The organism is Streptomyces sp. NPDC111520 (genome assembly GCF_055635295.1).
Genome location: NZ_JBVKBW010000012.1, coordinates 165,905 through 178,312, shown reverse-complemented (window position 1 = coordinate 178,312; position 12,408 = coordinate 165,905). Strand labels below are relative to the sequence as shown.

Annotated in this window: 11 protein-coding genes; 9 read left to right on the top strand and 2 right to left on the bottom strand. The window is 70.2% G+C overall.

Going from position 1 to position 12,408, the window contains the following annotated elements; genetic code table 11:
* Positions 1-22 precede the first annotated feature (22 nt).
* From ACZ7MY_RS27850 to ACZ7MY_RS27810, 9 genes are all read left to right on the top strand, one after another.
* Positions 23-349, top strand: a complete 327-nt coding sequence (locus tag ACZ7MY_RS27850; RefSeq protein ID WP_499605893.1) for a CPCC family cysteine-rich protein — start codon at positions 23-25, stop codon at positions 347-349.
* A gap of 85 nt (positions 350-434) precedes the next feature.
* Positions 435-962, top strand: coding sequence for an SMI1/KNR4 family protein (locus ACZ7MY_RS27845; RefSeq protein ID WP_499605892.1), 528 nt, complete (start codon positions 435-437; stop codon positions 960-962).
* 79 nt (positions 963-1,041) lie between these two features.
* Positions 1,042-1,260, top strand: coding sequence for a hypothetical protein (locus tag ACZ7MY_RS27840; RefSeq protein WP_499605891.1), 219 nt, complete (start codon positions 1,042-1,044; stop codon positions 1,258-1,260).
* A 182-nt stretch (positions 1,261-1,442) separates the two neighbouring features.
* Positions 1,443-2,444, top strand: coding sequence for an RNA polymerase subunit sigma-70 (locus ACZ7MY_RS27835; protein WP_499605889.1), 1,002 nt, complete (start codon positions 1,443-1,445; stop codon positions 2,442-2,444).
* A 185-nt stretch (positions 2,445-2,629) separates the two neighbouring features.
* Positions 2,630-3,085 (top strand): DUF6069 family protein, encoded by a 456-nt coding sequence (locus ACZ7MY_RS27830; RefSeq protein ID WP_499605887.1) that lies wholly within the window; start codon positions 2,630-2,632, stop codon positions 3,083-3,085.
* Positions 3,086-4,064: 979 nt separating this feature from the next.
* Entirely contained in the window at positions 4,065-5,015 is a 951-nt protein-coding gene (locus ACZ7MY_RS27825) for a hypothetical protein (protein WP_499605885.1), read from the top strand.
* Positions 5,016-5,109: 94 nt separating this feature from the next.
* A complete protein-coding gene (locus ACZ7MY_RS27820; RefSeq protein WP_499605883.1) occupies positions 5,110-6,078 on the top strand; it encodes a sugar phosphate isomerase/epimerase family protein in 969 nt (322 codons plus the stop codon).
* A gap of 140 nt (positions 6,079-6,218) precedes the next feature.
* Positions 6,219-9,518 (top strand): PQQ-dependent sugar dehydrogenase, encoded by a 3,300-nt coding sequence (locus tag ACZ7MY_RS27815; protein WP_499605882.1) that lies wholly within the window; start codon positions 6,219-6,221, stop codon positions 9,516-9,518.
* 281 nt (positions 9,519-9,799) lie between these two features.
* The gene (locus ACZ7MY_RS27810) at positions 9,800-10,966 is read left to right on the top strand and encodes an ROK family protein (RefSeq protein WP_499605880.1); all 1,167 of its coding nucleotides are present in this window, start codon (positions 9,800-9,802) and stop codon (positions 10,964-10,966) included.
* Positions 10,967-11,091: 125 nt separating this feature from the next.
* Here the strand turns inward: ACZ7MY_RS27810 and ACZ7MY_RS27805 are convergent, their stop codons facing one another.
* Entirely contained in the window at positions 11,092-11,481 is a 390-nt protein-coding gene (locus ACZ7MY_RS27805) for a hypothetical protein (protein ID WP_499605878.1), read from the bottom strand.
* A gap of 150 nt (positions 11,482-11,631) precedes the next feature.
* The gene (locus ACZ7MY_RS27800) at positions 11,632-12,297 is read right to left on the bottom strand and encodes a TetR/AcrR family transcriptional regulator (protein ID WP_499605876.1); all 666 of its coding nucleotides are present in this window, start codon (positions 12,295-12,297) and stop codon (positions 11,632-11,634) included.
* Positions 12,298-12,408 lie beyond the last annotated feature (111 nt).

Below are 12,408 nucleotides of genomic sequence, written 5' to 3'. Positions count from 1 at the left end.
CCCAGAGCGGTCCGCGCAGATCATGCAACACTCGAGCGTGACAACGCCCGAAGAACCGCCCAGAGCAGACCCGCCCAGCGGTCCGTATGCCTGTCCCTGCTGCAAGCTGTTGACGCTGGAAGCCCGCGGACAATTCCAGATCTGTGACGAGTGCAGCTGGGAGGACGATGGGCAGGACGACCCGGACGCCGACGAGGTCCGGGGCGGCCCCAACGGGGCGGATAGCCTGACCGACGCACGTCGTCGCTACGCGCAGTACGTCACCACGACGAGGGCAACAGATCCGAGATCGGCAGCCAATGGCGGCCCCGGCAGGTGGCGTTCGCGCCCGAAGCGTCGTCGTGGCTGAGTGCTTTCTGAACGATCAGTAAGTGGGCCGAGCAGGCCCACGTGAGTGGGCAGAGGTGTCCGCGAGGCGTGGCATGATCCGCCCCATGAGTGAGCGTCCGCTGTCGCCGCGCTGGGTCTCGTCATGGGCCGGCACCGTCTCAGATGCCCTCACCCAGGTGACGGAAGATTTCGAACGCAGGCACGACTGTCCTCCCGGCCCCAACCTCGTGCGGCCGGCTGACCACGACGACCGCGAGGCAGCGCGCGCACTGGCCCATGGGGTGGAGGCGCCCGATGATCTGATCACCTTCTACAACACCGTAGGCGAGGTCGTGTGGGACGACGTCGGAAACGGCTACTTCATCCACTCCGCCCCGGACGCCCTCCGGATGCTGACGGCGTACGCGACCATCCCCGTCGGCATCAATCCCCAACCCGGGCTCGTGTTCGGCAGCGACGGCAGCGGCCGCAGTTACCTCACCAACCGCGAAGGCGCCATCTGGCGTACCCGGACGGCGACCCTGGACGAGCCCGAACTCGACCAAGTCGCCGACGACCTACAGCATTTCCTCGAACAACTCACAGAGGCCCTGGCACGGTTCATCGACACCGGCGAACCAGGCTGCCTCTGACCAGTGGGGCGCCGCGCCCACCTGCCCTCTGCACGCCCTAACATCGTCCACGGTGCTGCGACGGCCGGCGGGGGGCTTGATGAGGCAGAAGCTCGTGGAGCACGTGCGAGCCTGGACCACACAGCGCAAGATCACGGTCTATCTGATCGCGCAGGCGAGTCTTCTCTGCCTGATCATCACGACTCTCCGAACCTGGGACGTCGACGTCCCCACCCTCGCCTACCTCGGTCCATGGCTCGGCCCAGCCACCGGCGGGCTGATCGGCATCATCCTCGGATCGAAGAGGCCATCCCCGTAACCGCTCAGACGCAGCAGGCGGCCCCAGTTGTCCAAGGTCCAGGTCGTCCCTCTGGAACACGAAGACCGCAGCGGCCCGCTCTTCGAGGACGGCATCCCCTCCCGGGCGGCCCTGGTGATGAGTTGTCGCGCCCGTACCCGTCACACCTACAGCAGGACTCCACGGGACGGAAGGATCACGTGATGGGTGCGGACACACGGCCTCAGGAGCTGGGCGGGAGCAGTCAGCTCGGCGAGGCCGACGAGCCGGCGTTCTCAGGGCTGGCGGAGCGGCACCGGCGGGAGCTGCACATGCACTGCTACCGGATGCTCGGGTCGATCGAGGACGCCGAGGACACCGTGCAGGAGACGTTCTTGCGTGCCTGGCGGGGGCGGGCGACATTCGAGGGGCGGTCGACGTTCCGCGCCTGGCTGTACCGGATCGCCACCAACGCCTGCCTGGACCTGCTCGCCAAGCGCCGGCCGGAGCCCGCGACCGGCGGCGAGGTGCCGTGGCTTCAGCCCTACCCGGACCGGCTGCTCGACGAGTTGCCCGCGGCCGGCACCGACGGGCCGGAGGCCGTCGCCGTCGCCCGGGAGACCATCGAGCTGGCGTACCTCGTCGCCGTACAGCACCTCGCGCCACGCCCACGCGCAGTACTCATCCTGCGCGACGTGCTCGACTGGCCGGCGAAAGAGGTCGCGGAGCTCCTCGGTGACTCCGTCCACTCCGTCAACAGCGCGCTGCAGCGGGCCCGCGCCAGATTGCGGGACCACCTGCCCGTCGAGCGGCAGGACTGGAGCGGCGGCGCCGAGGACTCCGGGACGCGCGAGCTGGTGCGCCGTTTCACCGACGCCAGTGTCGCCACGGACGTGGCCCGGCTCGCCGGCATGCTCCGTGACGACGTCCGCTGCTCGATGCCGCCCACGCCGGGCCTGTCCGTGGGACGCGACGCGGTGGTGACCGGCTGGATCGAGGACGGCTTCGAGGGCATGCAGGGACTGCGCGGCATGCCCACGTCGGTCAACCGGCAGCCCGCCGTCGCCTTCTACCTCTGGAACGAGCGCGAGAGCGCCTACCTGCCGCTGACCCTCGACGTCCTGCGCATCACCGGCGGGCTGATCACCGAGATCGTCATCTTCCACGCCGACCGGTTCCCACACCTCGCACTGCCGGACCGCCTGCCGGCCGACGGCACGCGGTAGCCCTGGGACAGACGCCGCGCGATGACGCGTGTGACGTCGTGCGCACTGGCGTGACACGTCCGGCGTCGTCACCCGCGTGCGCGTGCGGCGGACGGAGCTACGCGCCATCCCCCGCACGGGGCCGGGACCGTCACATCCCGGTCAGCTCACGCCGTTGGCCACTCACCGAATGACGGAGAAGCGAGTTGAACGAAACCCATGACAGCGGGGTCGTCACAGGCCGGGCACCCGGCCGGACCAGCCGCACCCGCCGGCTCCGCAAGCTCGCCGCCACCGGCCTCATCGCCGCACTCGCGGCAACGGCCGCCACCACGCTCGCCGCTGCGCTCGCCCAGGCCGCCGGCGTCGACTTCGAGGTCCCCGACGGAAGCCAGACAATCCCACTGGCCGGGTTCGCCGTGGTGACCGGTTTCTTCTCCGCCGTGGGCGTCATGCTGGCCGCTGCTCTTCTTCGCTGGAGCGCCCATCCCGCCAAGCGGTTCACGTGGACGGCAGCGTCGCTGACCGCGATCTCCCTGGCCCCGCCCCTGCTGTCCGGGGCGAACACCGCCACCGCCACCGCCCTCCTCGGGCTTCACCTCGTCCCCGCAGCGCTGATGATCCCCACCCTGGCACGGGCCCTCCACATCCTGACGGATTGACGGACCGGCAACACGACAACGCACGACACGAGGCACACGCGAGCGCGCCTACACCCGCCGGCGCGAGTAACCGGGGTCGGCATGACCCGGGTCCCCACGCTGTTCAGGGGGCGGCGGGCTCTCACCCCAGCGGGTCCGGCCGATGCCGGCCGCGATGCGTCCACGCCTCGCCGGCAGCTGCGCCGCCACCCGTCCAGCGACCCGACTCACGACGAGCCGTACGGGTCCGCGGGTCACGAACAGAATCGTCCGCCAACCGCACTCAAGGCCACAAGCGGCGACGACAGGGGCCTCGCACGGTCCGGTCATGCCCTACGGAGGCCGCCGGGCGGGGATCGGCTACGCCGAAGCCGCCCACGACCAGGTCGGACCAGCCAGGAAGGCCGACATCAGCGGAGGGGAGGCTCGGTCGCGCCTCCGGAGGGTGCGGCCGGTCAGACCCGCACACCCGAACAGGCCGGCGGTCGCCGTGGTGGCGACGCAGCCACGGGCGCCCGTCATCCACACTGCGGTCGGCATGCGCGCTCCTGTCAGGGATGACGGTGGTGCGTGGAACCGCTCGCCAAGTGGCGAAGCGTCACGAGCGTGCTGCAGAGCGTCACGCCTGTCAAGGTGCTATCCACCATTCATTGGATTCAATTCACCGATGACGGCGATCTTTTGACGGTTCACCAAAAAGATTTTGGTGACTGCGTCCAAAGCTCTGGACACCACTGGGGACCCCGGTTTAGCGTTCCAGCCGATCGACACGATGTTGCGCCGATGTAACGACAGTGCGGCCTTGCAACCCACCCGCCCCGCACGCCGGGGCCATACGTGACGCGTCCTCACCTCCGACGAGCAGCCGACCTCCACCCGCCCGCGAGCGGCGGCCTTCCCTCGTCACAGATGTCCCGCACTCCGCAGCACCCCGCCCTGGCGGGGGTTCCCGGCCGCGGCATGTCGCCGTGGCCGTAACCGCAGCAGAAAGGGAAGCCCCATGAAGATCCGTTCGTACCTCGTCGCAGCCTCGCTGGTGGCCTCGGGCGGGCTGGTCACGATTGCGGCGCCCGCGCAGGCGGCGCTCACGACCACCTGTGTGGGAGAAGGCGGGGCCGTCACCGTGAGCGGCGCCCTCGTGGTGCCGGCCGGTGCGTCCTGCACGCTGACCGGTACGAAGGTCAAGGGCACGGTGACGATCGAGGCCGGCGCCGACCTCGTGGCGAAGGGCGTCACCTTCAGCAGCACCGTCGCCGTCGGGAACAACGCCTACCTGGACATCACCGACAGCAGCGTCAAGGGCGCGGTGACCCAGCAGGGAGCCTTCGGCGTCCACGTGCAGAACACCACGGCGAGCGGCGGCATCTCAGCCGTCGACGGCTTCCTCTACAGCGTCGACGCCACGGTCAAGGGAGACATCAGAGCCTCGTCCGGCGAGCTGTACATCTCGGGCACCACCGTCTCCGGCGCCGTCGCCGGTGACGCGAACCTCTACACCGACGTCTACGACACCACGGTCGGCAAGACGCTCACGGTGAGCGCCAACACGCTCGGCGGTGTCCTGTGCGCCAGCGAGGTCGAGGGCGACACGGTGTACAAGGACAACTCCGACAACCTGCAGCTCGGCGGCGACGGCCCGCTCAGCTCCTGCGCGCAGGCCACCTACCTCGGTGGCGACCTCGCGGTCACCGGCAACAACGCGAACGCGGTCCTGGACAACACCATCGTCCGCGGCAAGCTCACCGCCACCGACAACAGCCCCGCACTCCAGGTGGGCCCGCTGGCCCGCGTGCGCGGCGGCATCGCCGCGACCACCACCGCCCCCTCGGCGTCGCTCGCCCGGGCCGCCAAGGCGGCCCCGCAGGACCGCGGCGCCGACCTCGCCGCGAAGGTGGCGGAGCGGACCGCGCAGGCGAAGACCGAGGCGGCCGCCGCGGGCAGCGGGCTGTGATCCCGGCCCGTCCACGGACGACCAGCGCTCGGCAGCGTCACCACAGCACACCTCACACCCCACTCTTCTTCGCCGCATCCCCCAAGGAGTGACCGTGGGCCACCTGGACAAATCCTTCGACCGCAGAGACTTCCTGCGGGCCACCGCCGGCGTCACCGTGGCGCTCGCCGCCGCCTCCGTCGTCGGCGCCGCCACGGCGTCGTCCGCCGCCGCCGCGCCCAGCATCCTGTCCATCCCGAAGGACCGCATCTCCCTGCAGCTCTACAGCGTCCGCGACAAGGTCAGCTCGCTGGGCTTCCGGGTCGTCCTGGAGGAGATGGCACGCATCGGCTACAAGGAGATCGAGTTCGCGGGCTACACCCAGAACACCTCGATCCTCGGCCGGCAGATCACGCTCCAGGAGATCCGCAAGCTGCTCGACGACAACGGCCTGAAGGCGATCGGCAGCCATGTCGGCATCGGGGACTTCCGCTCCAACCTCCAGGCCCAGCTCGACGCGGCGCAGATCCTGGGCATGCCGCACGTCGGCACCGCCAACGCACCGTCGAACTCCAACACGGTCTCCGGCTACCTCGCCGCCGCCGAGGAGTTCAACACCTGGGGGCAGGCGGCCGCCGCCCGCGGTCTGAAGCTGTACCAGCACAACCACGCCGGCGAGTTCGCCTTCGCCACCGACCAGCCGTCGGTCCGGCTGTACGACGTCTTCCTGCGCAACACCGACCCGCGCTACGTCTACTTGGAGATGGACGTGTACTGGGCCTACGTGGGCCAGCACCGCTGGCCGGGCTTCGACCCCGCGGCCTACGTGCGCAACCAGCCCTACCGGTACCCGCTGTTCCACATGAAGGACGGCGCCGCCAACTCGAGCGCGGACGGCTACTCCATCGTCGAGTTCGGCGCCGGCGTCCTGCCGTACCAGCAGTTCATCCGGGACATCGGGGCCCGCGGCAGCCACGTCGGCATCTGGGAGCAGGACACCGCGCCCAACACCCAGCCCAACCCGCCGGGTTCGTTCGGCGCCGCGCAGCGCAGCTTCACCGCGCTGAATCAGCTGCTGGCCTGATCGCAGGCACCCCACCGGGCCCGGCCCGCCGGTGACGCGCCGCTGCCACGGCGCAACCGGCGGGCCGGCCCGGCCGCGCACCTCCTGACCGGCACAGACCAAGGAGACGCATCACTGTGTACCGTACCCTGAGAGGCCTCATGGCCGGGGTGCTCCTCGCATCGCTGCCCATGCTGAGCGGTCTCGCCTTGGCACCGGCCGCGCAGGCGCACCCGGACGACGCGCTCGCGACCGCCGCTGCCGCCGACCCCGCCGTGGACTGGTCGAACTACGAGAAGGTCACGCTCAGCAAGAACACCGGCGAGCCGATCGACCTCGCCGTGCTGCCCGATCTGCGCGTCCTGCACACCGCCCGCAACGGCGATCTGCGGATGACCGACCCCGGCACCGGGATCACCAAGGTCGTCAACCACCTCGACGTCTACCAGAACTCAGAGATGGGTCTGCAGACGGTCACCCTCGACCCGGACTTCGCCACCAACCACTGGGTCTACCTCTACTACTCGCCGCCGCTGAGCACTCCGACCGGTTCGGCCCCCGAGCGGCTGCCGGCCGGGCAGACCGACGCCTACTGGAAGCAGTGGGAGGGCTACGACACCCTCACCCGCTTCAAGTGGACCGGTGACCAGCTCGACCTGTCCACCGCCCAGGAGATCATCCGCGTCACCACCAACCGCGGTCAGTGCTGCCACGTCGCCGGCGACGTCGACTTCGACGCGCAGGGCAACCTCTACCTGTCCACCGGCGGCAACACCCCCGCGTCCGGGCCCAATGTGAACGGCTACACGCCGATCAACGACGCGGCCACCTACAACCCCGGCCTCGACGAGCGCCGCGGCTCCGGCAACACCAACGACCTGCGCGGCAAGATCCTGCGCATCCACGTCCAGGACGACGGGTCCTACACGATCCCGTCGGGCAACCTGTTCCCCGTCGGTACGGCCAAGACCCGTCCCGAGATCTTCGTGATGGGCCTGCGCAACCCGTACCGGATGACGGTGGACAAGGCCACGGGCGCCGTGATGTGGGGCGACTACGGCCCCGACGCCGGCAACGCCGACGCCAACCGCGGGCCGATGGGCTACGTCGAGTGGGACACCACGACCACCGCCATGAACAGCGGTTGGCCGTTCTGCACCGGTGACAACACCCGTCCCTACCGGGACTTCGACTTCGCCACCCTGACCCCCGGCCCCGCCTTCGACTGCGCCGCGCCGGTCAACGACTCCCGCTGGAACACCGGCCTCACCGAGCTGCCCCCGGCGAGGGCGGCCACCTTGTGGTACGGCGACCGCGACACCGACCAGCCCTGGCCGGAGCTGACCGCCTTCCGCGGTCCCGGCGGCCCCGGCGGACAGGCCCCGATGGGCGGCCCGGTCTACCACTACGACGCGTCCAACCCCGCTCCGGGCAAGTTCCCGGCCTACTGGGACGGCAAGGCCTTCTTCGGGGAGTTCTCCCAGGACTACGTCGCCGCCCTGACCCTTGCCGGCCCGGACGGACCGGTCACCAAGCTGGAGAACGTCCTGCCCAACAGCGAACGTTCCGGCAACGGCATCCCGCCGTGGGACAACCCGATGGACCTGGAGTTCGGCCCCGACGGCGCGCTCTACGTCCTCGACTACGGCGACGGCTTCTTCCGGCAGAACCCCGACGCGGGCCTCTACCGGATCGACTACGCGGAGGGCAACAAGGCCCCCACCGCGGTGATCAGCGCCAGTCCCTCCTCGGGCCAGGCACCGCTGACCGTCTCCTTCAGCGCCACCGGCTCCAGCGACCCGGAAGGCAGCGCCCTCATCTACCAGTGGGACCTCGACGGCAACGGCACCTTCGAGACCACCGGCCCGACGGCAAGCCGCACGTACTCCGACAACGGGCAGCTCCAGGCCCGCCTCAAGGTCACCGACCCCGAGGGCAAGACCGGCCTGACCAGCAAGCAGATCACCGTGGGCAACACCGCTCCGACGGTGGCGTTCACCTCACCCCCCAACGGCGGCTTCTTCACCTGGGGCGACGTGGTGCCGTACGCCACCCGGATCGACGATCCTGAGGACGGTACCAACGTCGACTGCACCAAGGCCGCCTGGACCCTCGGCCTCGGCCACAACCAGCACGGCCACCCGGTGAGCAGCGGGACCGGCTGCTCGGGTGCGATCACCACCCCGGCCGACGCCGGCCACGGTGACACGGAGAACGTCTTCGGCGTCCTCGGTCTCACCTACACCGACCGCGGCGCCGGCAGTGTGCCCCCGGCCACCAGCGACGCCCAGGTCGTCCTCAACCCCGCGCTGATGCAGGGCGAGCACTACGACTCGGCTCAGGGCGTCACGATCACCGATGACACCACCGCCTCCGGCCAGCGCAAGCTGACCGCCTTCGACAACGGCGACTGGATCGGCTACGACCCGGTGTCCTTCGCGGGCATCACCGGGGTGCAGACCCGTGCCACCGGCGCGGGAACGCTGTCGCTGCGCTGGGGCACGCCCAGGTCCGACCCGTTCGCCACGATCACGGTCCCGGCGGGCGACGGCTGGCAGACCGTCAACACGGCGCTGGGTTCGGCTCCCACCGGCACCGGGCAGCTCTACGTCACCTCCTCGGGCGGCGTCGACGTGGACTCCTTCACCTTCCAGGGGTCCGGTATCGCCGACAGGACCCCGCCGACGGTGACGGCCACGCTCAACCCGGCCCAGCCCAGCGGCAGCAACGGCTGGTACACCGGCAACGTGTCGCTGACCGTCAACGCCGCCGACAACGGGGCCATCAAGAGCCGGGAGTACTCGCTCAACGGCGGAACGACCTGGCTGAGCGCGAACAGCACGGTCACCCTCTCCACGGAGGGCATGAGTTCCATCCGGTACCGGGCGACGGACACCGCCAACAACATCTCCGCCGTGGGCACCGTCGCCGTCCGGATCGACAAGACCGGACCCGCGGTGACGGTCACCGGTGTGACGGCCGACACCGCCTACGGGGACTCCCAGCGCCCGACGCCGGTGGTCACGGTCACGGACGCCGTCTCCGGCGGGCCGACCGCGACGGCGACGCTGGACGGTACGGCGGTCACCCCGGGTCAGCCCCTGCTGCTGTGGCGGTTGCCGCTGGGCGGCCACGACCTGGTGGTCACGGGTCGTGACGCGGCGGGCAACACCACCACGCGCACGGTGCACTTCACCACCACCACCTCCTTCGACGAGCTGGACACGCTGATCACCCAGCTGCGTGCGGAGAACCGGCTCACCGAGCAGGGCCGGCAGCGCCTGACGGTCCGGCTCGACCAGGCCCGGGCCCACGCCGACGCAGGGCGCACCAACCAGGCGGCCGCCGTCCTGGACCAGGTCGCGCAACTGGCGGCGGACACGAAGCTGGTGACCGACGCGACCGCGCGCACCGCGCTGGCCCGCGATGCCCTCGCCGTGAAGGGAGGCCTGGCCGGCTGACATGAGGGGTGCTGCCCGGCCGTCACGGGGCCGGGCAGCACCCCGCCGGTGGCTCCAGGGCTCTCCGGCGGCCGTCGCGGGACGGCGGCCGCCCGCCCTGGAGTCCGTCCACATGCCCGGCCGTCCCAACGGGCATTCCCGTCGGCCGACTTCCCGGCACACCGGCGCTTTCTTCGTTTCGGATTTAACTTTCGACGATTCGCGTGAAAGCCATTGACGCTTATTAAGTGACGCCTCTAACGTTTTGTCACACATTCGGCCGATACCCAGGAAGTGGGCCCGTGAGCATCCAGTACCGCGTGCTGAGCCTGTTGCGCGACCTCGGGCCGCTGTCGCGCGCGCAGCTGTCCGACGAGCTGGAAGTGGCGAGGCCGAGGCTACTGGCGGAACTCGAAGCCCTGATCGCCGCCGGGAAGGTGCTCGAGGCGGGGCGGGCCACCTCTCGCGGCGGCCGACCTTCCACCCTCGTCCAACTCGATCCCGACATCCGCTTCGCGGCGGTGGACCTCGGGGCCAGTTCGATCGACATCGAGATCACCGACGGAGGGCTGAACCCGATCGCCTCCTATGCCGAGGCAGCCGACATCCGCAAGGGCCCGCGTGCGGTCCTGGACAGGGTCAACGAACTCCTGAACAAGATGGCGGACCAGGCCGGTTGCGCGCGGTTCAACTCCATAGGCATCGGGCTGCCCGGGCCGGTCAGCTTCAAGGAGGGGATCTCGGTCTCCCCGCCGATCATGCCGGGCTGGGACCGCTTCCCCGTCCGGAACACCCTCACCCGCGCGCACGGCTGCCCGGTCGTGGTGGACAACGACGTGAACGTGATGGCCCTCGGCGAGGGGTACGCCGGGGTCGCCAAGGCCGTCGACAACCTGCTGTTCGTCAAGATCGGCAGCGGCATAGGCTGCGGCGTCCAGGTCCACGGCCACATCTACCGCGGGTCGGAGGGATCCGCGGGCGACATCGGCCACATCCAGGTCGAGGCCGAGGGACCGGCGTGCGCGTGCGGCAAGACCGGCTGTCTGGAGGCCTTCTTCGGCGGTGTGGCCCTGGCCCGGGACGCCACCGCCGCCGCCCGCTCGGGGCAGTCGCCGGCGCTGGCCGAACGCCTCGCCGCGGAGGGCCTCCTCACCGCGGTGGACGTGGCGGAGTGCGCGGCCGGCGGCGACGTCACGTGCGTCAACCTGATCCGGGACGGCGGCCACCGGGTGGGACAGGTCCTCGCCACGCTGGTCAGCTTCATCAACCCGTCGATGATCGTGATCGGCGGGGGCGTCTCCGGGCTCGGCCACCTGCTGCTCGCCGAGATCCGCAGCGTCGTCTACAAGGGCTCGCTACCACTCGCCACCGGGAACCTGCAGATCGTGCTGTCCGAACTCGGCCCGCGCGCCGGAGTGGCCGGCGCGGCACTGCTGGCCAGCGAACTCGACTTCGAGAACCATCTCTGACGACCAGGGCGAGTCCGTCGGCCACCCCACCGGGAACACGAACTGCCCGCGGCCGGCGCCGACGTGCGGGGTGCCCGGCAGTCAGGCCAGTGCCCTACCCACTGCCCATCCGGCGCAGCGGTCGGTCAGGCGTCGGGGTCGACTTCGGGGTGCGTGAACCGCACGGGCTTGCCCAGCGACCGGGCGTAGGCGATCTCGGCCCGGGTGCTGTCTCCGATGTAGTCCCCGACCACGAGCACCTCGTCAGCGAGCCGGATCTTCGCCCGGTGCAGATCGTCGAGTCGGACCTTCAGCGCCTCGGCCTCGAGAGGATCGGACCACAGTTCGTGCGGCGACTTCATGTCACAGCCCGGTTTCACGACGATCCTTCCGGCTGCGGTCTCCCGCAGATCGGCCTCGGTCATCTCGGCCATGAAGCGGGTGGAGCCGCAGATCACGACGATACGCGGGAGGCTCAACAGCTTCTTCGCATCGGCGAGCGTCTCCTCGGGGGTGAGCCGTTGCGGGTGTGACACCGGTACCTCCTGGTGGTGTGGTCCGAGGGGTGCCTGCGGAGACGAGGATGCCCAAGAGCGCTCCAGGGCCTGCTCATCGCCTTCGCCCTGACCGGGGCCGAGGCCCACGAACGCGCGAGCCTCCTTGCTGCCGCCCCGGGTCGGAAACGGCTACGGCACTTCAGTCGGGTCGAGGCCCTGTTCGTTGTGGGTGGGGCGACGATAGGCGCCGTACCACCAGATGCGTGCGAGTTCCCGGGCGAAGGCGGCGTCACGGCTGCCGTCGTCGACGCTGATGTGGTGTGCGATCGCCTGGGAGCCGCCCCAGACGATGATCCGGCTCGCGGCGACAGCGTCGACGCCGGCCGGCGTCGTGCCGGCGGCCTGCTCGGACAGTACGGTGCGCAGCGTCGTCTCCTCGAAGCCCTCGAGGTTGGCCGCGTAGAAGTCGCTGACCGCGGAGTCGTAGGCCGCCGCCTCCCGGACCGCGGTGAGCACGCCCTGATGGGCGCGGTGGATCCTGATGACTTCCTCGAAGAACCGGGCGAAGCGGTCGGCCCCGTCCTCGCCGGCGGCGGGGTCCCACTGCCGTGCCAGCGCGAGCAGTGACTCCCGCAGACCGTCGGCAAGCCGCACCAGGACGTCCGACTTGCTCGGGAAGTGGGCGTAGAACGTGGCGCGGGACACACCCGCCTCTTCCAGGAGCCTCTGGACGCTGATGTCGGAGAAGGCCGTGCCGGAAGCGAGCATCCGCTCCAGGGTGGACGTCACCTGAGCCCGGGTCGCAGCCGAACGCGCGGCGTAGCTGTCGGCCTGGCGTCGGGTCGTGGGTCGCATCAGGCGTCCTCCAGTGTGTGTCGTGCCTCGCATCGACCCGGGCTCGCGCGAAGGAGGTCCGCGATGGTGGCGAGGATCCTCCGGAGCGGCGCGCCCCACCTTTCCCGAGGT